This window comes from Candidatus Hydrogenedentota bacterium (assembly GCA_013359265.1).
Classification (GTDB): Bacteria; Hydrogenedentota; Hydrogenedentia; order Hydrogenedentales; family SLHB01; genus JABWCD01.
Genome location: JABWCD010000022.1, coordinates 119896 through 142200 on the forward strand (window position 1 = coordinate 119896; position 22305 = coordinate 142200).

Consider the following 22305-nt stretch of genomic DNA (forward strand, 5'->3'; position numbering starts at 1 on the left):
AACCCGCCTATGTCCTTGTGATCGTTTCGTGCAGGTTCAAAATTGCGCGCGCGACGGACGTCCAGGCGGCGAGTTCCGCTGAGTCAATCTCCTTGGGCACGGGCGCCTGGCCAACCGAAATAGCTTTTGTTGCCGACTCCTTGTCTTTGGCGAATTCCTCGTAGTGCTTTCGGCACAGGGCGGCGAGGACTGTCACCTCGTCCGCTGACGCGCTGCGCGACAGCGCGCGGCTGTACGCGTATTGTATGCGCGACTCGGGTGTCGCGCCGCCTTCCTCGAGAATGTGCTCCGCGAACACGCGCGAAGCTTCCACATAGCTCGGATCGTTTAACAGGGCCAGCGCCTGCAACGGCGTATTCGAGATCACACGTTCAGCGGTGCATTCCTCGCGCGTGGGCGCGTCGAACGCGAGCATGCTCGGATGCAGGAACGACCTTTTCCAAAATGTGTACAGCCCCCGGCGGTACTGGTCCTCGCCGCCGCTGGTAAACCAACGCGCGGGTTCCGAAAACGTGTTGCAGTCCGCGTAGTATCCCTCCGGTTGGTAGGGAAACACCGTACGCCCGCCGATCTTGCCCGACAGCAGCCCGCTGATACGCAATGTCGTGTCGCGCACCTCCTCCGCGGCGAGGCGATATGACGATTGGCGAGCGGCCAGGCGATTGAAGGGGTCCACCGCGTTGAGCTCCGGCGTAGCGCGCGACGACTGCCGATATGCGGCCGACGTGACCATAAGCCGGACTATGTGCTTCACATCCCAACCGCTGTCCATGAATTCCGCAGCAAGCCAATCGAGCGCGTCCGCGTTCACCGGCCATTCGCCGCGCGCGCCAAGATCGTCGAGCACTTTCGACAGACCGACGCCGAAATACATCTTCCAGAACCGGTTCACCGTCGTGCGCGCGGTGACGGGGTTCTCGCGCGCGACGAGCCACTGCGCAAGATCGAGCCGCGTGGCGCGGCGGTCCGCTATCTGCATTTGGGGCAGAAAGTGCGGTGTCGCCGGCTGCACCACTTCCCCGGTCGTATCCAGGAAGTTTCCGCGTGGCAGAATCTTCACTTCGCGTGGCGCGGCGGCATTCGCCACGAGCATTGTCGGGATTTCTTTTTTCAGCGCGGCAAGGCGGTTTTGTTTCGCATCGAGTTCGACACGCGTCGCCTCCAATTCGGGCGCAATGCCGCGGTAATACTTCGCAATCTCGGCGTTGTCCTCGACGGTGCGGCTCGCCGGGTCTTTCAGCAGTAACTCCGAGATTTTTGCGTCGGTACCGATCGCGCTGGCGAGTCCGGGTGATTCGACCGTCGTCGCCGACAAACGGAACTTGTAAATGGTGTGGTTTACAAATCCCGATTGCTGCTTCATGCGCACAATGAGCCGTGTGCCCGGGCCACCGGCAACCGGCTCCGCGAACGTGAATACGGCGTACCGGTTCTTGCCTTTAATCTCGTGTCCGGACACGGCCCAACCGGTCGCCGGATCGGCGTCGATTGAGGCACTCACCGGAAAATCGGGCTGCTCGTAGCTCGCCTGTGCGGACGCTATCGGTATCGTTTGGTCGGGTGTTTCGGAAAGAGAAACCTCAAAGCCGGTAAGGACAATGTTACCGTTTCCGCCCGCGCGCGACAGTTTTCCGCTCTTGGGGTTTGTGAACAATTCGAGGCGTATTCCGGTGATCGCGCGTTGGTTCACCGGAACGATCGCCGTGTAGATGTTTGTCGCCGGGTCCGCTCCCGAAAGCGCAATCGCGAGATCGCTGCCCGCCGTCGGGACTGCGCCTCCTTCCGCCGTAATCGATTCGGGCAACAGCATCGTCCAATCGTTGTACGCCTCTGCCAGTTCCGTGCGGTGCCGCGCTTCCCACGTCTTCTGCGCGGCGGCGAGGGCGTCGGTAGGGGTGTCAAGCGTCTGCCGCAAGGATGCGACCGCCGTCTCCAATTCGGCCTTTTCCGTGGCCTGGGCCTCATCCGGCAGTTCCAATGTTGGGTCCCACGGTCCACCGGCGACGTAGACGCCCTTTTCCTGAATATCGGCAAAGAAAGCGCCGAACGAATAAAAATCCTTCATCGTGGTCGGGTCGAACTTGTGGTCGTGGCATTCGGCGCACCCGAACGTTGAACCCATCCACACCGACGTAGTCGTGCGGATGCGATCGGCCATGTATTTCTGAACGTATTCCGCCGCCTGTGCGCCGCCTTCCGCGGTGAGCTGGTTCAGGCGGTTGTAGCCCGACGCGATTTTCTGTTCGCGCGTCGAGTTCGGCAACAGGTCGCCGGCGAGTTGTTCGATCGTAAACCGATCGAATGGCATGTTCTCGTTGAACGCCTTGATGACGTAGTCGCGATACGGCCACACGATGCGCGGTTCGTCGCCGTGGTAGCCGTTGGTGTCCGCGTACCGCACCCAGTCCAACCAACTAACCGCCATGCGTTCGCCATATTGCGGCGACGCAAGCAAACGGTCGATCAATTGTTCGTACGCATCGGGCGACGCATCGTTCACAAACCCATCGACTTCCTCGGGCGTGGGAGGGAGGCCGAGGAGGTCGAGGCTTGCCCTGCGAATCAGCGTCACACGATCGGCTTCCGGAGACGGTTTCAGTCCATGCGCATCGAGGTTGGCGAGCACAAATGCGTCGATAGGGTTTCGAATCCAGCCGTCGTTGGATGCCGCAGGCACTTCCGGGCGTGTCACCGCGATGTACGACCAATGCGGCTCGTATTCCGCGCCCGAATCGATCCACTCCGTTAGCTTCGCGATCTGGTCCGACTTTAGCGCGTGACCCGAGTTGGTGGGCGGCATAACGTCGTCCGCATTCGACGACGTTATGCGGCGCACCAACTCGCTCGCGGCGCTGTTCCCCGGCACAATGGCGGCCCGGCCCTCACGCACTTCGACTGCTGCCTCGCGCACGTCGAGCCGAAGGTCCCCCTTACGCGAGTTCTTGTCGGGTCCGTGGCAGGTAAAGCAGTTATCGGCGAGGATGGGATGGATCGTGCGGTTGTAGGTGAGCGAGGCAACTTTCTTCTTGTCGCCGTCGGGTGCAACGGCAGGCTTGGCGTCGCCCGGCGGCTGGGCCGCGTCGGCCTTCAGTTTCTCCGCCGCGCCGGGATTGCATTTTGTGCAAACCTCGCCTTTCCCACGCGCCTCAACACAGCACGGATGCTCGCAGTCCTTGCCGTCGGCGCATGCCTTTGCGCAGCACCCGTCCGCGTCGAACAACTTGCTTAACTTGGCTTTGGCAAAATTGGGATTGCATTTCGCGCAAATCTCGTTCTTCGCGCGCGCCTCGACGCAGCACGGATGCTCGCAATCCTTATTCTCCACGGCGGACTTCGCACAGCACCCGTCCTTGTCAAAATTCGCCGCCACCTTCTCGCGGGCCTTGTTCGGATTGCATTTCGCGCAGATTTCACCCTTGCCTGCCGCTTCCACGCAACAGGGATGTTCGCACGGCTTGCCTTCTGCGGCGGCCTTGGCGCAGCAACTATCTGCGTCGAATTTGGCGACTTGCAGCGCCTTGGCGCCGTTGGGATTGCACTTCGCGCACAACTCACCCTTTGCCGCGGCCTCGACGCAACAGGGATGATCGCACGCCTTCCCCGCGGCAAGCGCCTTCGCGCAGCAGCCGTCCACATCGAATGACTTGGCGAGTGTGGCGGCTTTCGCGCCATTCGGATTGCACTTCGCGCAGACCTCGCCTTTTGCCTTCGCGTCGGCACAGCATGGATGGTCGCACTCCTTGCCTTCGGCCTTTGCCTTTGCGCAACACCCGTCCGCATCGAAGAACAGGGCCAGGTCGACTGCAGGCTTTGCATCAGCGGGCGCCGATGCGTCGGCCAGTTTCTCAGGTAATACCGCACCCTCGGTGATCCATTTGGCCACGAGCGCCAACTGCTCCGCCGTCAACGGGTCGCCTTCCTTGGGCATGTGCTTTTCGTCTTCCTTGGGCAGATGCACACGAACGCACAAGGGGCTGTCGCCGGGCTTGCCCGCAACGACAACCTGTCCGCTCTGTCCGCCCGCCTTGATGCATTCCGGCAAATCGAGGCGCAGCTTGCCGCACTGTTTCTCCGGGCCGTGACACCCGATGCATTTGGCCTGAAGAATGGGGAAGATGTCCTTCGCAAAATCGACGGTGCCAGCGGCAGGCGCGGGCGCGGGCGGCGCTTGTTCAATACCCAGGTTGACGTACAGGTCCGGACGCGCCTCTTTCAGCTTCGCCGCGCCCTCCTTCGTGATCTGCGAGTTCCAGACATACAGCTTCTTTAACGACGCCATTTTCTGAAGTGCGTCGATGCTCGCATCGCTGACTTTGGTGCCATACAAATTGAGATACTGGAGATTATCGAGGGCGCCGAGGTTTGCGACTCCGGCGTCCGTGATCTCCGTGCGTTCCAGGTGGAGGCGCGTGAGCTTCTTGAGGTTGGCAAGCTGCGGCAGACCCGCATCGGTGACCTTGGTCCCCGCGAGGTTCAGCCACGTAATTTGCGGCGCCAGCGCGACCAATTTCGCGAGCGCTTCGTCGTTCACCTTGTCCGCCCCGTACTGGAGGTTTACCGAGAGCAGGGGCGACTTCAGGTCAAGCGGCATCGCAAGGCCGCCAATTTCCTTCACCGGGGCGATTGCCTCCGGCGCGGCCGGTTCAACGCCTTCCGCAAGCTTGGCAAGGAGAACGGTCTCTGCCTCGGCTTCCGAACCCGCGGCAGCGCCGGGCGCTGTCGCAACAATGGGGGCGGGGGCCGCCGCTGCGTCCGGGAGTTTTTCGGGCAGGACCGCTCCCTTCTCAATCCATTTCGCGACCAGCGCGATTTGTTCCGGGGTCAGCGGATCGCCGTTCGCGGGCATAATGTCCGGATCGCCCTTGGGCTTGGAGATCAGCAGACACAATTTGCTCTCACCCGGTTTGCCGGCGACGACAATTGGTCCGTTCTCGCCACCCGCATTAATGGCCTCGACCGAATCCAGGCGAAGCTCTCCCTTTTGCTTCTCCGGTCCATGGCACTTGATGCAGGTCGCGACAAAAATCGGGTAGATATCGCGTACGAAATCCACGTCGTCCGCTGCGGGCGCGGGCGCGGGAGCAGGGGCTGGCGCGTCCGCCGCGAGTACGATGGCGCCTTGTTCGATCCACTTGGCAATGAGCGCAAGCTGCTCCGGTTTCAGGGGGTCAGAGTTGACCGGCATGCGGTCCGGATGGTCGGGAGGCAGCGAGACAAGCTTGCACAGCGTACTCTCTCCGGGCTTCCCCGCGACGATGACAGGGCCGTTTTCGCTGCCCTTCATCATCGCCTCGTGGCTATCGAGGCGCAGTCCCGCTTTCTGCTTTTCCGGCCCGTGACACTTCACGCACGTCGCCGCCAGAATCGGCGCGATGTCCTTGTTAAAGTCGACTTTGGCCTCTTCCGCCGAGGCCAAAGTACCGGCCCCCAAGGCGACCAATGCGCACGCCGACGCGAGCCAGCCCGTGCCCAGCATGCGAACGCGCGCTCCCTGTTTTCCCTGCAAATACGTCTTCATCGCGATCTCCCTTGCAGCAACTAGACCCCGCCAGAGATGATTGTAGAAATAGTCCGCATATTCCGCAACTTAGACCGCCGCGGGCAGAATGCCGCCGCGCGCCAGCGAATCCGCCCGCTTGTGCCGACCCCATAATCTGAAGGCCAGCCAATTGGAACTGCTGTCCCATCGCCGCTACACTGGCTTTCGTCAATTCCATCAACCTACAAGGGCAGTTTCATGCGCCGATTCGCCTTCCTGTTCATGCTCGGTGCCAGCTTGGGGGCGTTGGTATCGCAAGCAGCCGATCCCGTGGTGCTGTTCGACGGGAAAGACCTGTCGAAGTTTTACACCTTTCTTCGCGACCGTGGCCGCGACGCCGACCCGAAGAATGTGTTTACCGTTCAGGATGGCCTGATCCGTATTTCGGGCGAGGAATGGGGCTGCATCACGTCGAAGGACGAGTTCGCAAACTACGAACTCACGGTCGAGTTCAAGTGGGGCCAGAAAACGTGGGGCGACCGCGAAAAGGCGGCGCGCGACAGCGGCGTTCTCATTCATTCCATCGGCGAAGACGGCGGCTACAGCGGCGTCTGGATGCACGGCATCGAAGTGCAGATGATCGAGGGGGGCACCGGAGACCTCCTGGTTGTGGGCGACGGCTCGAAAACCTTCGAGTTGACGTGTCCAACCGCGGAGGTTACCGAGGGAACACCCCACGTTTACAAGCAAGACGGCAAACCGTACACCATCAACAAGGGCCGCATCGATTGGTGGGGACGCGACCCGGAATGGACCGACACCATCGACTTTCGCGGCAAAGACGATGTCGAGAAGCCGCACGGCGAGTGGAACACGATTCGCGTCGTCGCGCGAGGAAACACGATTCGCGTCGAGTTGAACGGTGTTCTTGTGAATGAAGCCCTCGACGTCAAACCTACGAATGGCCGCATTCAGGTCCAATCCGAAGGCGCCGAAGTTTTTGTACGCAAGATCGCTCTGAAGCCGTTAGAATAGATTCGTCGAATAATGTTGGGCGGGCCGACATAGGGCAAGGCTCGTTCCGATCTGTCTTGGTGCGTTTCGCTAGTCAATCTTGCTGGCGATTCTTGTTCCGCGGTTGTGTAACGGTGCATGGGTTCTGGGTTCGGCGCGTCTCGCGCACAACGAAAGGCGGCGGCAATGAAACTGGGCAATTGTCTTGCGGCTGAATTCATCGGGACAGGGTGGTTGGTGTTTTGCGGGTGCGGCAGTGCGGTGATGGCGTTGTCATCTCCGGCGAATGGCATCGGGCTTCTTGGCGTATCGTTCGCGTTCGGATTTGCAGTGCTGACGATGGCCTACGCGATCGGGCATGTGTCGGGCTGCCACCTGAATCCCGCGGTGTCCATCGGGTTGATGCTCGGCGGGCGATTCCCCTCCGCTCGCTTGGTCCCCTATATCATCGCGCAGTTGCTGGGCGCGATAGCCGGCGCTGCCGTACTCTATTTCATAGCAAGCGGCAAGGCCGGATTCTCCGCGGCCGCCGGCTTCGCCTCGAACGGCTACGGCGATCATTCGCCCGGCGGCTATTCGATGGTTGCAGGCTTCGTGTCCGAGGTCGTCACCGGATTCATGTTTATGACGATCATCCTCGGCGCTACCGACAAACGCGCCCCCGCGGGTTTCGCGCCGATCGCCATCAGCCTCGGTCTCGTGCTGATCCTGCTCGTGACAATTCCTGTGACCAACACCTCGCTCAATCCCGCGCGCAGCACGGCCACCGCCATCTTCGAAGGCGGCTGGGCGCTGCAACAGTTGTGGATGTTTTGGGTCTGTCCCATTCTCGGTGCGGCGCTTGCCGGGCTTGCGTATCGGGTCGTGTCCGCGGAAAACGCCGCATAGCTCCAGCGTGCGGCAAACTCGGGATGGGAGCGTCTGCGTGATGCCTGGCGTATCTGTGAGGGCGGCAGTTGCGCTCGCGCTTGTCGCGCAATTGGGTGCCTTCGTCGAAGCGGAGGAGCGGGCATTCCGCTTCATCTACAACAGCGACGGCGGCAACATCTTCATCGACAAGCAGCCCCCTATGAAACCTGAAGACGTGTACACCTACGTCGACGAAGTGGCGGGCACCGGGGTCACGACGTATTTCATCTGTCCGAACTACGGCATGACGCTAATGTACCCGAGTAAAATCACCGAAAAGATTGGCGGCCTGCTACCGAAAGCAGAACTGGCGAAGCTGATCGAGGATGGGCAGGCCAAGAAATCGAGTAACGAGCGCGGAATCGCCAATCTATACGCGCTGGCGGAAGCCGGCCATGATCCCATCGGCCTGGTACTCGACCGCGCGAAATCGAAAGGTATGGAGGCGTTCGTCACATGGAGGCTCAACGAGATTCACGACGTCGAGAACGGCGATACGAGCCTCATCGTTTCGAAGTTCTGGCGCGAGCACCCGGAGTGGCGCGTCGGCAAACTCGGCGATCCCCTGCTGCCGGTCTTTATCGAAATCTTGGGGCCGCGGACAAGTCCAATCGTGGGGACGTGGTTTCCGGGCGCAATGAATTTCGCCGTGCCGGAAGTCCGCGCGCTGCGGCTTGCGGAATTGCGAGAGTGCTGCGAACGGTACCCGAATATGGACGGCCTTGACCTCGATTTTCAGCGGTTTCCAATCTACTTCCCGCAGGACCAAGGCGAGAAACACATCGCCACAATGACGGCCTGGCTTCGCGATGTCCGCACGATGACGCGCGAGGTGGGGGAGAAGCGCGGCCGGCCGTTACTGCTTTCCGCGCGTGTGCTGGCGAAGGTCGAACAAAACCGCGCCGTCGGACTCGATCCGATCGCATGGGCAAATGAAGGCCTGGTGGATTTCATCATCGTCTCGCACTACCTTCGGAACGATTTCCCGCTCGCGTTAAAGCCGTACCGCGAATCCATTCCAGCGACGATGCCGCTCTACGCGTCAATCGAAGTCGAGCCGGATCCGAATACCTACATAGAAATCGCGAAGCATCTGAAATCGGAAGGCGCGGATGGCATCTCCATGTTCAACTTCTTCACGCGCCGCGAAAATGGAAAGGAACCGCCCTTTGAAGTACTCCCGAAACTGGCGGCAATCGTCAAACCAAATTCCGCGGATGTGCCCTCGAGTCCCGCAAAAGAAACGGAGTCCAATGCAAAGTGAGGATACCCATGAGCGAATCAATGCTTAGTCCCCCTTGGAAGGGGGATAAAGGGGGATGTGGAACGATCGCTCGCGTATTCATTACTTCGATTGCTCTCACCACCACCGTCCTCGCAGCGTATCCAAAGATCAATCTCGCGAACGGCTACGACCTCGTACCTGACTGGCCCAAGAAACCCGCCGATGTCGAATGGTACGTCGTAACCGGCGTGGCCGTGGACAAGCAGGACCGCGTGTGGACGTTTAACATGAAGGACCCGCCGGTACAGGTCTATGACGCGGAGAGCGGCGACTTCCTGTTCAGTTGGGGGACGGGCGAGTTTAAGCGTCCGCACTTCATTCGGATCGACGCTGACGGCAACGTGTGGTGTGCTGACTATGGCCGCCACACGGTGCGCAAATACACGGAGAAGGGCGAACTACTCCTCACCCTTGGTACGCCCGACGTGCCCGGGCGCGACGAAACCCACCTGAACATGCCGACAGATATGGCCATCGCTCCCAACGGCGACGTATTCGTCACCGACGGCTACGGCAACAACCGCATTGTCCACTACGACAGGAACGGAGCCTTCATCAAGAGCTGGGGGCAGATCGGCGTTGGTGCGGGCGACCTCAGCCAGCCGCACGCGATCGCGATGGACTCAAAGGGACTGCTCTACGTCTGTGAACGCAACAACTGCCGCATTCAGGTCTTCGACCAATCCGGCAAGTCGCTCGCGCAATGGCGCAATCTGATCAATCCCTGGGGAATCGTGATACTGCCGAACGACGAAATCGTCGTCAGCGGCTCGACGCCCGCGCGCTGGACCGACCGCGGCAACCTCGGCAACCCCCCACACGATCAAATCGTGATGAAGTTCGATACAACCGGCCGCGCCCTCGAGCAATGGGCCTTCCCCCTCTGCGCAGACGGCAACTGGATACCCGGCATGACCGCCTGGGTCCACGGGACCGCTATCGATTCCAAAGGCAATCTCTATCTCTCCGACGTGGCCGACGAAGACAAAACCCACCGCGTTCAGAAATTCCGCCGGCTAAACGCCGAGCAGTAGTTTTGATATGCTTTATGCGTCGTGCTCCGGCGCAGCAGGACACTTAGGGGGAAACGCGCCGGGAGGGAAACCTATGCGTTGGCTTTCACTGCTACTGGTTTGCGCGTCCGCGCTGGCCGCCGAAATCACTACCGCCGCGAGAAGCGATTTGTTGGGCGCCGCGCCGCCATTGGACAATGTCGTGCCCCCGCTCGACGCGTCGGACCATATGACGCGTGACCCACGGTCCTCGCAGCCGTGGCAGTTTCCAATCGTCGTCCCACCGTTCGAAGAACATGTGCGTGGCGAGTCGATTCCCAATCCGCGCAACACGGCGGTCAGTAGCCTTGCCATCAACAACTCCGGCGGCTTGGTCGCGTCGTATGCCGACGAAGCAGGCGTCGCAACGTCGTATGACCTTATGGCTTCCGGTTGGGTCGCGCGTACGGACAAAACAACGCGTATGTTGATAGCGCAAACTGGAAATACTGTTTGGACAGTTGGAAATGCGCTCAACGGTTTAGCCCACGGGCAGACAGGCGTGAAGTCCGAGAAGTGGCCCTACTACGGTGTCAATGGACCGCTTTCCACAACGATCACCGGCCTCGCGGTGGATTCAAGAGGTACGCTCTGGGTGGGCACGCCCGTCGGTTTGAGCAAGCGAAATGCCGACGGTACCTGGGTGGCGATTCGTGGCCGCGATGGGCTTCCATACGAGGACATCACTTGTCTGACGCTCGACAAAAGCGATCGTCTATGGATCGGAACGTCCATGGGCGTCGTCCACTACCGCCCATATGAAGAAGGACGCCAATGGTTCTATCGTCAGGGCAAACGCTACCTCCCCGACGACAACGTCACCGCGATCGCGGTCAGCCCGGACGGAAAGAGAGTCTATGCCGGCACATCAGCCGGCATCGGCGCCATCGAAGTGAGAACAACCACGCTACTCGAGCGCGCCCACACCATCGAAAAACTGGTCAACCAACGCCACCGGCGCTACGACCTTGTCGCCGAATGCGTCCTCAATGACGCGCTGAATCCCACCTCGCATACGATTGGGGACAACGACAATGACGGACTGTGGACGGCATACCACGTAGCGGCGATGTCTCTTGCCTACGGCGCGACCAAGAATCCGGCTGCGATGGAATCCGCCAAGCGCGGCATGCACGCGCTCTACATGCTGCAAAATGCGTCCGGCATACCCGGCCTCGTTGCGCGCAGCGTACTGCCGCCGGAAGAAGGGAGCAAGCGCGATGCGGATCGACCTGAAAACCGCAGGCAATGGCGGCCTACGCCCGACGGAAAGATGTATTGGAAAAGCGATACGTCAAGCGACGAGATCGATGGCCATTTTCTGGCATTCTTCGCGTATTTCGAGCACGTTGCGCGGCATGACGCCGCAGAAAAGGCCCTTTGCGTCGAGCAATGCCGGAAGCTTATCGACTACCTTATCGCAAACAACTACCGGCTCATCGATTGGAACGGCGAACGCACGCGCTGGGGATTCTGGAATCCCGAAAACCTCAACGGCGAGCCGCGCGACTACGCGGAACATGGCCTCAACGCGCTCCAGATGCTCTCGTTTCTGCGTACCAGCTATCATGTCATCGGCGATCAAAAGTATCTCGACCACTACAAAACTTTGATTCTCGACCACCACTACCTGAGCAACGTACTGCTCTCGAAGAAGGAATGGCCGGATGAAAACAACCACTCCGACGATCAACTCGGCTACGTCGCGTGGTATCCAATCCTGCAACTGGAGAAGGACCCGGTTATTCTCAACGCGCTTACACAAGGCGTCCGCCGTCACTACCGCATCGTGTGGCCTGAAAAGCCGAGTTTCTATGCCTTCGTCACAGCGACGGTGGATCCCCAGCAAGTTGAAATGATGGAGGCAATCCAGAATCTAATCGAGATTCCAACAGACCGCCGTACGTGGGAACAAAAGAACAGCCGCCGCGCCGACGTCGACTTTCTTGGACGTTCAAACCGGTTCGGCGATCCCGTCCTCACCCGCGTCCTTCCCGCCGATGAACGCTGCTTCCAAAAATGGAACGGGGACCCCTACGAACCCGATCGCGGCGGCGACGGCCGGAGCGAAGACGATGGCGCGGCCTTCCTGCTGCCCTACTGGATGGGCCGTTACCACGGCTTTATTGCCGAGAGTCAGTAGTGGGTTACGCAATGCGTACTGCCGAGGTCGAGTTTGTCACTTCAGCCGGACACAACACCCACCGCGTACACGGGTCCAGGCTTTTCACGGTCGCGCAATGGACGGGCGTCCCGGCGGCATTCACATGACTCGGTTGACGAGGACAGAGGCGAAAGAAAGGAACGGATTGCACGAATGATGGATGTGTCAAAAAAGGGGAAGCTTAGTTTATTCTTATGCTCTGTTCTTGCGTGCAATCTGTGGACGCTTCCCGTTTTCGCAGACGTAAGCGTCCTTCCCTTCGACGTTAAGCTCGAAACCGTCACATCCTACGACGGCGGCGATTGGATTTGGTTCCACCCGCGCGCCGCCGCCGTGCCCGGCGACGGTAATGACGGCATGCCATCCGTAGGTATCACATTGCAGCGCCATCTGAACGCCAGCGATTACTACTCCGGCATGTACGTCATGCTCACGGAGGACCTTGGCAAGACGTGGAAGGGGCCGAGAGAAGTTCCCGAGTTGGCGTGGCGCGAAGGCGATAGCGGCGAAACCATCGCCGTGTGCGATGCAACGCCGGGCTGGCATCCGCAGTCGCGCAAAATCATCGTGCTTGGACTGCAGTTGCGCTACAGCAAGACCGGCGAGCAACTCGAGGACAAGCCGCGATCGCTGCAAACCGCGTACGCCGTGCACGATCCCTTCACGCGCGCGTGGTCCGGCTGGCGCACGGTCGAACTCACGGACAACGACACCAAATTCTACATCTCCGGCCCGGGCTGCTCGCAATGGATTGTTCAGGACGACGGCAATATCCTCCTGCCCATTTACTATAAGAGCTCACCGAACGGCGTCTATTCCGTGACCGTGCTCAAATGCAGTTTCGACGGCGACACGTTACGCGTCATCGAGTACGGCAACGACATGCATCTGAATGTCGAGCGGGGGCTATGCGAGCCGTCCATCGCGCTCTACAACGGAACCTATTATCTGACGATTCGCAACGACGTGAAAGGATACGTCACCACCAGCAAAGACGGCATGCACTATGAACCAATCAAGGACTGGACGTTCGACGACGGGGCGGAACTCGGCAGCTACAACACGCAGCAGCACTGGCTCACGCACAGCGACGGCTTGTTCCTCATCTATACACGGCGCGGCGCGAATAACGACAACGTCTTCCGCAACCGCGCGCCGCTTTTTATGGCACAGGTTGACCCGGAAAAGCTCGTCGTAATGCGTGAAACGGAAAAGATACTGATGCCGAACACTGGCGCGACTTTCGGGAACTTCGGCGCGACAACGGTTAATCAGAACGAGTCCTGGGTCACCGACGCCGAAGGAGTTTTTGGCGACGCGCTGAAGCCCGGAGTTACGGCGCGCGTGTTGCTCGCCCGTATTGTCTGGTCGAAGCCAAACTTGCTTGCCGCAAAGTAGGCGTACAATGTGACGGATGTCACTTCGACGCGGATAGCCCCGTCAGTTTCCGCAGCCCCTCGACTTCCGCACCGGACAGGTAGCGCCATTCGCCAGGCCGCATTCCTTTTACCTTCACGCCGGCAATCGCGATGCGTTGCAGCTCAATCACGGGATGCCCGACGTGCAAGCACATGCGCTTGACCTCGCGCTTGCGCCCCTCGGTGAGCACAAGGCGAACCTGCGTCGAGCGTTCGCCGACGGAGAGGATATGCACCTTTGCCGGCGCCGTCATGCCATCGTCGAGTTTGACGCCCTTCTCCAGCGCGATCGCAGTTTCTGGCGTCATCCTCCCCTTGACCCAGGCGAGATAGACTTTCTCAATCACATACTTGGGGTGCGTCAACCGGTACGCCAATTCGCCGTCGTTGGTCATCAGGAGAGCGCCCTCGACATCGTAGTCAAGTCGTCCAACGGGAAATACTCGCGCACGCACGTCCTGCACGCAGTCCAGCACCGTCTTCCGCCCGTGTGTGTCTCGCGCGCTCGTGATAACCCCGCGCGGCTTGTTCAGCAGGACATAGACTTTCTGATCCGTTCGGAGGGACTTCCCGTCAATGCGCACATCGTCGCGCGCCGGATCGACGCTCTGGCCCAGTGAAGCGGTCTGGCCATTGACCGTTACGCGCCCAGAGGTGATGATCGATTCGCACGCTCGGCGCGACGCCACGCCGCACGCTGCCATGAACTGTTGCAGCCGCATAGGCCCTACGCCATCTCGCGGATTTCTTCCATGGAGGGTAGTTCTTTAAGGCTCTTGATGCCGAAGTGGACCAGAAACTCCTCGGTTGTTCGGTACAGCTTGGGCCGGCCCGGCACTTCCGCCACCCCGACGACTTTGATGAGCCGCTTTTCCTGGAGCGTATCGAACGCATACGCCACGCTTACGCCGCGCACGGACTCGACTTCCGCCCGCGTGACCGGCTGTTTGTACGCGATAATCGCCAGTGTTTCGAGTGCGGTCTTCGAGAGCTTGTTGCTCTTCTTGATTTGCAGCATGCGGCGAATGTACGGCGCAAACTTCGGATTGGTAACAAGCTGATAACCGCCCGCAATCTCGCGCAACTGGTACGCGGACTCGGACTCCCGTAGTTCCTCGCGAATTTCGTCGAGCAAGTTCACGACGACTTCCTTGTCGACGTCGCCCAGCGCTTCCGCGATGCGCTCGGCGCTCACGGGCCGGTCGCTTACAAACAGAAGCGCGTGGATCGCCTGGCGCGATTCGTCGCGGCCCAGCGTTTCGACCGCTTCCAGTTCGTCGTGTTCGTCAATCTCGTTTTCGGTCATGGCGTGTTAGAGCTTCTTTCCCATTAGTTCGACCAACGGCCGCAAGTTCCTCATCAACTCCGCGAACCGCTCCGGCTTCAACGACTGTCCGCCGTCCGACAATGCTTCCACCGGACGCGGGTGCACTTCAACCATCAGCCCGTCGGCCCCGGCAGCCACTGCGGCGCGCGCGATGGGCGCAACCAGGTCCCAATGGCCCGTAGCATGGCTTGGGTCCAGGAACACGGGCAAATGCGTCAACTTTTTCAGGACCGGCACCGCGGAGATGTCGCACGTATTGCGCGTCTCCGTCTCGAAGGTGCGGATGCCGCGTTCGCACAGAACCACGTCGCGGTTGCCCTCGGACATGATGTATTCCGCCGACATCAGCAATTCGGAGATCGTGGCCATCATCCCGCGTTTGAGAAAGATGGGCTTGCGCGCTCTACCCACCGCTTTTAACAACGCGAAATTCTGCATGTTGCGCGCCCCGACCTGGAGCATGTCCGCATACGATTCAACCACCGCTACTTGCTCCGGCGTCATCACTTCCGTGACGACGGGAAGGCCCGACGTTTCGCGCGCCTCTTTGAGCAGTCGGAGACCTTCCTCTTCCATGCCCTGAAACGTATACGGCGACGTGCGTGGTTTGTACGCGCCGCCGCGCAGCATGCGGCCGCCGGCATCCCGCACCGCGCGCGCCGACGCGAGGATTTGCTCGCGCGATTCGACCGAGCACGGCCCCGCCATGACGCAAAACGTGCCGCCGCCAATTTGCACACCGTTGACGGTGATAACGGTGTCCTCGGGCTGCATCTCGCGGCTCGCGAGTTTGTACGGTTTCAGGATCGGCATGACGCTCTCGACGCCATGCATGGACTCGATCGCCTCGAGCAGCGTCGCTTTGGTACGCTCGTCGCCGACCGCGCCAATGACGGTGCGTTCGACCCCCTCGATCAGGTGCGCCTTGTACCCCAATTCCTCGATTTTGCCGACGACGCGCGCGATGTCATCCTTCGCGCGCGTCGCCATAACGATGATCATGCCCGGTAATCCTCGTCAAGACGGTTGTTTCGACGGCCAGCAAAACTACGCCCAACAGATCAGTGCGGTTTCGTGTTTTTGCGCAAGGTCCGCGTGTTTCGGGACCGCACGCACCGTGAATCCTTGCTGCCCCGTTTTGTCGCACAATATGGAGCCTTCGAAGCGGTAAATGCTCCCGTCCAGTTTTTCGATACACCGCATCGGTGTTGCCCGGCCGGCCGTGATTCGTCCAAACGTGTCCACGTCGCCGTAATACGCTTCGACTTCCACGTCAGCGTCGACGAGTTTGTCCAGGAACAAATCCGCGCGGACCGGCAAGTGCGAGTGAAACGGCAACGCTTCCGTCGGCCCCGATTCGACGGTGAGAAAATGAACCTTTTCCCAGCTCGTCTTCACCTTCTGCTTCCACGCGGTGAGCACCGACGAACGCTTGCGCTTGTCCGCGCGCAATTCGTTTCTCCGAACGGTGCACGGCAGGTAAAACCGGTCCGCGTACTCCGTCACCATTCGGTGCGTATTGAACATCGGGCAGATCGTGCGGATGGAGTTTTTCATCATCCGAATCCAGTTGCGCGGCAGGTTGTCGCGCGTCCGGTCATAGAACGTCGGGGCCACTTCCCGTTCGAGTAGTTCGTACAGCATCTGGCTTTCGACATGGTCCTGTTCGTCGGTGTTTGCGTACGTCTCGCCGTGGCCGATGCTCCAACCCACGTCGCCCATCGGTTGCGCCTCGCACCACCACCCGTCGAGCACGCTGATGTTCAGCACGCCGTTGGCCGCGGCCTTCATGCCGCTCGTGCCGCTTGCCTCCATGGGGCGCCGGGGATTGTTCAGCCAGCAATCGGCGCCCTGCACAAGGTAGCGCGCCACATTGATGTCGTAATCTTCGATGAACACGAGTTGATTGCGCATGTCGCGCTCGCGCACGAAATGGACAATCGCGCGGATGACTTCTTTGCCCAGGTTGTCCTGCGGGTGCGCCTTTCCCGCGATGATGAACTGAATCGGCCGCTTCTCGTTCTTCATGATGCGCACGAGCCGCTCCTGGTCCGCGAGAAAGAGTGTTGCGCGCTTGTACGTGGCGAACCGGCGTGCAAAGCCGATCGTCAACACCTCCGGATCGAGCACCTCGCTCGCGGCCGCGATCTCCGAGTTCGACGCGCCACGCGCTTTTAATTGCGATGCGAGCCGCCGGCGGGCAAAATTCACGAGCCGTTCGCGGCGCCGCTCGTGCGTCCGCCACAGTTCCGCATCGGGGATGTCGTCGATCTGCGACCAGATTTCCGTGTCGCTCGGGTCGGTTATCCACGACGGTCCCAGATAGCGATCGTACAGCCCGCTCAGGTCCCGCGAAATCCAGAATTTCGAGTGGACCCCATTCGTGATGGACGTGACCGGCACTTCCTCCACCGGCACCCCCTGCCACGTGCGCGCCCACATATCGCGCGCCACCTCTCCATGAAGCTTGCTCACACCGTTTGCGTACGTCGAAAGTCTCAGCGCGAGCACCGTCATGCAGAACGGCTCGCGCGCGTCGTTGGGGTCCTGTCGACCCAACGCAAGCAAATCGTCGGTCTTGACGCCGGTCTCGTCGCAGAACTTCTTGAAGTAATGCGAAATCATTTCCGGCGCAAACATGTCGTTACCCGCGGAAACCGGCGTGTGTGTCGTAAACACGCTGGCGGTCTTCACGGCCTCGACGGCGTGATCGAAGGTCAGCCCCTCGCCGCGCATGAGGTCTTTGATGCGCTCGAGCGTCATGAACGCCGCGTGCCCTTCGTTCATGTGGTAGACGGTCGGGTGAATGTCCATGGCGTGCAACGCGCGCACGCCGCCCATGCCCAGCACGATTTCCTGGCGAATGCGCGTGTCGCGGTCCCCGCCGTACAGTTGCCCCGTGATCTCGCGGTCGTCCGGATCGTTTGCGTCGAAATCCGTATCGAGTAAGAACAGCGGTGTGCGCCCAACGTCGCATCGCCACACGCGGACCTTCACGACTCGCTCCGGGAACGGCAGCGAAATAATGAGCGGCGCGCCCGATTTGTCGCGCACGAGTTTGAGCGGCAACTGATATACGTCGTTGCGCGGATAGCGCTCCTGCTGCCAGCCGTCCGCGTTCAGATACTGGCGGTGATAGCCCTCGCGATAAAACATTCCCACACCCACGAGCGGCAGTCCCAGGTCACTCGCGGACTTCAAATGGTCTCCGGCGAGCAGGCCCAGGCCGCCCGAGTAAACGCAGACGGATTCGTGAAGTCCGAACTCCGCGGAAAGGTAGGCGACATTAAAGTCCTTCGGCATGTCCGGGTGTTTGTCGTGCCACGGCGTCGCTTTCATGTACTGCTCGAACCGTTGGAACACGCGGCTCAATTGCGCGAGGTAACCTTCGTCCTGCGCGAGTTCCTCGAGCCGGTTCTGCGTGACTTGCCCGAGCATGCTCACGGGGTTTTGCCCGGTCGACTCCCACAACGCGCGGTCGGCGCGGTAGAACAGTTCGATCGCTTCGTGGTCCCAACACCACCAGAGGTTATTGGCCAGGGCCAGCAGCGGCTCCAAGGCCGGCGGCAGTTTGGGAACAACGGTAAACGTGGAAACCTTCGGCATGCCATTCTCCAACCCCACTGCGCGGACAACGCGGGCTCGCGTCCACCACACGCCGGGACACAGCGGTCAACCCCTCACGAAACACCAATTTTACCAAATACGGCGGGAGCCAGAACAATCCCACTCGCAAAAAAATACACGGGCACTCCCACCTCTCGTGGAAGCGCCCGGTTGGAGTGGAGTCTACTACACGGCGGGGCCTGCCGCAAGCGCCGTGAGTGGGCCCTCGACGGCGCGCACTAGTTGAAGCGCTTCATGTACTCGATGCTGCGCGCCGCGATGGCTTCGGGGCCGGGATCGAACTTAAACACCTCCACCGAGGCATAGCCCTCGAACCCGATGTCATGCAATGCCTCGAAAATCGGCGCGAAGTCCACGTCGCCGAATCCCGGTCCCTCGAGGTTCGCGTCATTGGCGTGGTAGTGCTTGAGGTACTTTGCGTGCTTCCGAATGGTCGCGGGGCGCCCTTCCGGTTCGTCGGTCATCGCCTTCGTGTCGAGCAGTAATTGAAAATTGGGATGATTGATGCGCTCGATCAGTTCCACGGTTTCCGCCGCGTTCTTGCAGAAATTCGTCTCTGTCGTCGCCAGCGGCTCCATACACAACGTAACGCCGCGTTCCGCGAACGTAGGCATGGCCTTTTCGAAGACCTCGGCCGCGTAACCGAACGCCTGCCGATAGGTGACGCCCTCCATCACGTTGCGCTGCTTGGGCGATCCAAACACCATGATGTGTCCGCCAACGTCACCGCAAAAATGCGCCAGATCGACGAGGTACTGTGCCGTCCGATCGCGCACTTCCTGCTCCGGATGCGTGAGGTACATGCCGTCCGGGCCGACGAGCACCCAATGAATGCCCAAGATTTCGAGGCCTGCCCCTTCGGCGCGCGATACGATTTCGCGGCGTGTCGACGCGGGGATATCGGTTACGTATTTCGACAACGTGAACGGTGCGATCTCGAGACCGTCGTATCCAACCTGTTTCACGTAGTCGATCGTGCGTCCAATGTCGTTCCAATCCTTGAAAATCTCGCTGCAAATTCCGAATTTCATTGCACCCCGATGTGCGAAACGTACCCGTTCCGCTCAGCCCCCGTTCCCGTTACGATGCGGCCTGCGCCGCCGCGCGATGCACCGTTACCCGGTTTCCACCGGCGCGTTTCGATTCATACATCATTTCATCCGCCGTGCGTATAAGCGTCTGTACGTCCATCTCGCCGCGGTACGTACAGAGACCAATGCTCAATGTCAGGCTGTCGAGCAACTGCGCCTCGAAACTGCGGCGAATACGCTCGGCAATCGTCGTACCAACCTGCTCGTCCGCCTCCGGAAGTATCACCGTGAATTCGTCGCCGCCGTACCGGAACCCAACATCGACGTGCGTGCGCGTGCTCCGCATGATGGCGACTGCCGCCGCCTGCAACGCCTTGTCGCCCTCGAGGTGGCCGCGCGTGTCGTTATACCCCTTGAATTTGTCAATATCGAACAACAGCAGGGATAGGGGACGGCCCTGCCGCTTTGCGCGTTCAATCTCGTCGTCGATTCGATCATAGAAGCAACGCTGGTTATACAGGCCGGTGAGACTGTCCTTTGACGACAGTTCTTTCAATTCCCGTTCGAGTTGCTTTTGGCGCGTAATGTCCTTGCAAATGGCCAGTATCGACGTATGTTTGCCGTCGTTTGTAAGCAGGCCCGACAAGGATACGTTGACCGGGACGCGCGATCGGTCTTTACGCAGTAGTTCCGTTTCGTAATCCTGGATGACCTGTTCCTCGCGCAGTTTCAGCCGCAAATGGGCGACTTCATTCTTACCGCCCGAATACAAGTGTTGTACATCGAGGCCAAGCAGCTCTCGTTCCGAGTATCCCAGCATCCGCAGCGCCCCGTCGTTAATGAATTCGATCCGGTTGGCGCCATCCGTCGTCACAATCGCGTCGACCGTGCTGTGCAGCAGGTTCACGAGGTACTGCTTCGTATCGCGAAGCTCTGCGGTGACGCGTTCCAGGTCTTCCGTGGCTTCGTGAACGCGGTTCTCCAGCGTTTCCTGGTACTGTCGGTTCTGGATGGTGATCGCGCGTTTTTCCAGCGCGCGCGTTGCCGCCCGGCCAATCTCCCCCAGATTGAAAGGTTTGACGACGTAGTCGTCCGCGCCCGTGTGCATCGCGTCAATTGCGTTCGCGATGTCCATCATCGCCGTCACCACGACGATCGCCATGTCCGGGTCGATTTCCTTGGCGCGTTGGACGACTTCCAACCCGCCCATCCCGGGCATGCGCAGGTCGGTGATTAACAGCCCGTAGGTGTGCTGGCGCAGGCGGTCAAGGGCCTTGGCGGGCGACGTTTCCACGGCGCATCGGAAGCCCAACGTGTCCAAATGCGCGCGCATCACCTCACACACGGCGACCTCGTCGTCGAGTAGGAGGATTTCTGTGTCCGCCGTGCTCACCGTCTGGGCATTCTACAAGGCGTATCTACGGCTGCGCGCCGAAGGTATGAATGGACCGTCACCCCGCTGACAAACGCTCGGATTACAGGAACTTCCACACGATTACCGTAACCGCGACCGATCCCAACGCGAGATACTTCTGCCACGGTTTGGCAAGACGCGGATCGCCTGCCTTCACTCCCTTGCCTTTGAAAAGCCCTTCCAGGCCCTTCTTCTCGGCCAGCGCCTTGTCGCCGCCCGTACCGGCGTCGCCCGCGTTGGCAACACCGGGGAAACAGATGGCAAACATCACGATAGCGAAGCATGCCAGCACGGCAACTGCGAGAATTCGTGGCGCCAGAGTCTTCATTAGCGTCGTGCTCCTCTGCACATTTGACTTACTGTCATTCTACCGCTAGTGGCCACCAAACGCAATGGACGCAGAATTCGCACTTTGCGCGGCGCGCCCCCTCCTAACGCGGCAAGTCAATCCGTCGCTTATCGTCGTCCGGCTGCCGCCTGTACAGCGTCGCTATATGCCCCAAAATCCCGACAACCTCGCAATCCGTCGCCGCCGAAAGCTCGTCTACCAGCGCGCGCTTCTCGTCCTTGCGGTCGACGAACTTCACCTTCACCAATTCCTGAGCCGTGAGCACCTCGTCGGCGGCGCGGACAACTGTTGGCGTAACGCCTTGTTTGCCGATGTACACCGTCGGCTTAAGATGGTGCGCGATGCGCTTCAAGAAATCGCGCTGTGTGCTGGAAAGTGGCATTGCGGACGTCCCGACATCTGAACAGGCGTGGAGTATGGTTCCGGCCACGTGAATTGTCAACGGTCCCATGTCCAATGCATCGGTGATATAGTTGCGTTCGGGATTTTTTGGGGGATGGTATGTACCGCAGATTGAGGACCACCGGCATTGCCGCGACGGCCGAACAATTGCGCCTTCGCATTGGCGAGCGTTTTCCCGATTCCGGCCTCAGCAAAGTCGCCGCCGAACTCACCGACATCGCGAAAAACGCAGAAGCGCGGGCGGCGGAAATCGTCAAACCAATCGTGTGGCTGCGGTATGCCGTGTTTGTGTTCATCGCGATCATGCTCGTCGCATGCGTGATCATGTTTGTCAGACTGCGCCCGCACGTAGGGCCCTTCGACATTGCGCAGTTCGTTCAGATTCTTGACGGGGCGATGAACGTCGCCGTCCTGTCCGGCGGCGCAATCTTCAGTTTGGTTACCATCGAGAATCGCGTGCGCCGCTCGCGGGCCCTGAGGGCCGCACACGAGTTGCGCGCGCTTGCCCACGTCATCGACATGCACCAACTCACCAAAGACCCGGACCGCATCATTGGCGCCGAACCGACCGCACACTCGCCGAACGTTAAGCTGACACCCGCCGCCCTTGCGCGCTACCTCAATTACTGTAGCGAAATGCTCTCGCTTACGGGCAAAATCGGCGCATTCTACGTTCAGGATTTCGACGACTCCGTGGCGCTCGACGCAGTGACGGAACTCGAAGACCTCACAACCGGACTCTCCCAGAAAATCTGGCAGAAGATCATGATTGTTCAACAACTGCGCGTCCATTGACAGTCGCCCAGGTTGACCGTATACTCGACTTGTCGCAAG

The 22305-nt window shown here is 60.1% G+C and carries 16 protein-coding genes and 4 pseudogenes; 7 read left to right on the forward strand and 13 right to left on the reverse strand.

The window, feature by feature from the left end:
- Positions 1-7: 7 nt before the first annotated feature.
- The 5 genes and pseudogenes from HUU46_18410 to HUU46_18430 form a co-directional block, all read right to left on the reverse strand.
- The gene (locus tag HUU46_18410) at positions 8-3928 is read right to left on the reverse strand and encodes a DUF1553 domain-containing protein (protein NUM55623.1); all 3921 of its coding nucleotides are present in this window, start codon (positions 3926-3928) and stop codon (positions 8-10) included.
- A pseudogene (locus HUU46_18415) lies at positions 3914-4591 on the reverse strand (hypothetical protein). The gene HUU46_18410 and the pseudogene HUU46_18415 overlap by 15 nt, the downstream one beginning before the upstream one ends.
- A gap of 300 nt (positions 4592-4891) precedes the next feature.
- Positions 4892-5185, reverse strand: a pseudogene (locus HUU46_18420) (hypothetical protein).
- Positions 5180-5287: pseudogene (locus HUU46_18425) on the reverse strand (hypothetical protein). The pseudogenes HUU46_18420 and HUU46_18425 overlap by 6 nt, the downstream one beginning before the upstream one ends.
- Positions 5288-5290: 3 nt before the next feature.
- A pseudogene (locus HUU46_18430) lies at positions 5291-5476 on the reverse strand (hypothetical protein).
- A 261-nt stretch (positions 5477-5737) separates the two neighbouring features.
- On the opposite strand from HUU46_18430, the gene HUU46_18435 reads away from it, so the two are divergent.
- The 6 genes from HUU46_18435 to HUU46_18460 all read left to right on the forward strand — a co-directional run bounded on the left by HUU46_18435 (position 5738) and on the right by HUU46_18460 (position 13301).
- Positions 5738-6514, forward strand: coding sequence for a DUF1080 domain-containing protein (locus tag HUU46_18435; protein NUM55624.1), 777 nt, complete (start codon positions 5738-5740; stop codon positions 6512-6514).
- Positions 6515-6679: 165 nt separating this feature from the next.
- Entirely contained in the window at positions 6680-7381 is a 702-nt protein-coding gene (aqpZ, locus tag HUU46_18440; GenBank protein ID NUM55625.1) for an aquaporin Z, read from the forward strand.
- 40 nt (positions 7382-7421) lie between these two features.
- Positions 7422-8666 (forward strand): hypothetical protein, encoded by a 1245-nt coding sequence (locus tag HUU46_18445; protein ID NUM55626.1) that lies wholly within the window; start codon positions 7422-7424, stop codon positions 8664-8666.
- Positions 8667-8674: 8 nt separating this feature from the next.
- On the forward strand, positions 8675-9721 hold the full coding sequence (locus HUU46_18450) for a hypothetical protein (GenBank protein ID NUM55627.1): 1047 nt from the start codon (positions 8675-8677) through the stop codon (positions 9719-9721).
- Between the two features lie 73 nt (positions 9722-9794).
- The gene (locus HUU46_18455) at positions 9795-11882 is read left to right on the forward strand and encodes a hypothetical protein (GenBank protein ID NUM55628.1); all 2088 of its coding nucleotides are present in this window, start codon (positions 9795-9797) and stop codon (positions 11880-11882) included.
- Positions 11883-12056: 174 nt separating this feature from the next.
- A complete protein-coding gene (locus HUU46_18460) occupies positions 12057-13301 on the forward strand; it encodes an exo-alpha-sialidase (GenBank protein NUM55629.1) in 1245 nt (414 codons plus the stop codon).
- A 19-nt stretch (positions 13302-13320) separates the two neighbouring features.
- Here the strand turns inward: HUU46_18460 and HUU46_18465 are convergent, their stop codons facing one another.
- From HUU46_18465 to HUU46_18500, 8 genes are all read right to left on the reverse strand, one after another.
- Positions 13321-14043, reverse strand: a complete 723-nt coding sequence (locus HUU46_18465) for an rRNA pseudouridine synthase (GenBank protein ID NUM55630.1) — start codon at positions 14041-14043, stop codon at positions 13321-13323.
- 5 nt (positions 14044-14048) lie between these two features.
- The gene (gene scpB / locus HUU46_18470) at positions 14049-14627 is read right to left on the reverse strand and encodes an SMC-Scp complex subunit ScpB (protein ID NUM55631.1); all 579 of its coding nucleotides are present in this window, start codon (positions 14625-14627) and stop codon (positions 14049-14051) included.
- Between the two features lie 6 nt (positions 14628-14633).
- Positions 14634-15650: a 3-deoxy-7-phosphoheptulonate synthase gene (gene aroF / locus HUU46_18475; protein NUM55632.1), complete on the reverse strand. Its 1017-nt coding sequence runs from the start codon at positions 15648-15650 to the stop codon at positions 14634-14636.
- Positions 15651-15695: 45 nt separating this feature from the next.
- Positions 15696-18254 carry an alpha-glucan family phosphorylase gene (glgP, locus tag HUU46_18480; GenBank protein NUM55633.1) on the reverse strand — a complete coding sequence of 853 codons (2559 nt, stop codon included), beginning with the start codon at positions 18252-18254 and terminating at the stop codon, positions 15696-15698.
- A gap of 239 nt (positions 18255-18493) precedes the next feature.
- Positions 18494-19306 (reverse strand): sugar phosphate isomerase/epimerase, encoded by an 813-nt coding sequence (locus tag HUU46_18485; GenBank protein NUM55634.1) that lies wholly within the window; start codon positions 19304-19306, stop codon positions 18494-18496.
- Positions 19307-19355: 49 nt separating this feature from the next.
- Positions 19356-20699 carry a diguanylate cyclase gene (locus HUU46_18490; GenBank protein NUM55635.1) on the reverse strand — a complete coding sequence of 448 codons (1344 nt, stop codon included), beginning with the start codon at positions 20697-20699 and terminating at the stop codon, positions 19356-19358.
- A gap of 82 nt (positions 20700-20781) precedes the next feature.
- Positions 20782-21048, reverse strand: coding sequence for a hypothetical protein (locus HUU46_18495; GenBank protein ID NUM55636.1), 267 nt, complete (start codon positions 21046-21048; stop codon positions 20782-20784).
- Positions 21049-21151: 103 nt separating this feature from the next.
- Positions 21152-21451, reverse strand: coding sequence for a YhbY family RNA-binding protein (locus HUU46_18500; GenBank protein ID NUM55637.1), 300 nt, complete (start codon positions 21449-21451; stop codon positions 21152-21154).
- 119 nt (positions 21452-21570) lie between these two features.
- Between HUU46_18500 and HUU46_18505 the strand changes: the two genes are divergently transcribed.
- Positions 21571-22266 carry a hypothetical protein gene (locus HUU46_18505; GenBank protein NUM55638.1) on the forward strand — a complete coding sequence of 232 codons (696 nt, stop codon included), beginning with the start codon at positions 21571-21573 and terminating at the stop codon, positions 22264-22266.
- Positions 22267-22305 lie beyond the last annotated feature (39 nt).

What these genes read in the sequence shown, in the direction of transcription:
- HUU46_18410 (NUM55623.1), bottom strand. Translation starts at nt 3,928, where the DNA reads ATGCCCAAGGAAGGCGACCCGTTGACGGCGGAGCAGTTGGCGCTCGTG.
- HUU46_18435 (NUM55624.1), top strand. Translation starts at nt 5,738, where the DNA reads ATGCGCCGATTCGCCTTCCTGTTCATGCTCGGTGCCAGCTTGGGGGCG.
- aqpZ (NUM55625.1), top strand. Translation starts at nt 6,680, where the DNA reads ATGAAACTGGGCAATTGTCTTGCGGCTGAATTCATCGGGACAGGGTGG.
- HUU46_18445 (NUM55626.1), top strand. Translation starts at nt 7,422, where the DNA reads ATGCCTGGCGTATCTGTGAGGGCGGCAGTTGCGCTCGCGCTTGTCGCG.
- HUU46_18450 (NUM55627.1), top strand. Translation starts at nt 8,675, where the DNA reads ATGAGCGAATCAATGCTTAGTCCCCCTTGGAAGGGGGATAAAGGGGGA.
- HUU46_18455 (NUM55628.1), top strand. Translation starts at nt 9,795, where the DNA reads ATGCGTTGGCTTTCACTGCTACTGGTTTGCGCGTCCGCGCTGGCCGCC.
- HUU46_18460 (NUM55629.1), top strand. Translation starts at nt 12,057, where the DNA reads ATGATGGATGTGTCAAAAAAGGGGAAGCTTAGTTTATTCTTATGCTCT.
- HUU46_18465 (NUM55630.1), bottom strand. Translation starts at nt 14,043, where the DNA reads ATGCGGCTGCAACAGTTCATGGCAGCGTGCGGCGTGGCGTCGCGCCGA.
- scpB (NUM55631.1), bottom strand. Translation starts at nt 14,627, where the DNA reads ATGACCGAAAACGAGATTGACGAACACGACGAACTGGAAGCGGTCGAA.
- aroF (NUM55632.1), bottom strand. Translation starts at nt 15,650, where the DNA reads ATGATCATCGTTATGGCGACGCGCGCGAAGGATGACATCGCGCGCGTC.
- glgP (NUM55633.1), bottom strand. Translation starts at nt 18,254, where the DNA reads ATGCCGAAGGTTTCCACGTTTACCGTTGTTCCCAAACTGCCGCCGGCC.
- HUU46_18485 (NUM55634.1), bottom strand. Translation starts at nt 19,306, where the DNA reads ATGAAATTCGGAATTTGCAGCGAGATTTTCAAGGATTGGAACGACATT.
- HUU46_18495 (NUM55636.1), bottom strand. Translation starts at nt 21,048, where the DNA reads ATGAAGACTCTGGCGCCACGAATTCTCGCAGTTGCCGTGCTGGCATGC.
- HUU46_18500 (NUM55637.1), bottom strand. Translation starts at nt 21,451, where the DNA reads ATGCCACTTTCCAGCACACAGCGCGATTTCTTGAAGCGCATCGCGCAC.
- HUU46_18505 (NUM55638.1), top strand. Translation starts at nt 21,571, where the DNA reads ATGTACCGCAGATTGAGGACCACCGGCATTGCCGCGACGGCCGAACAA.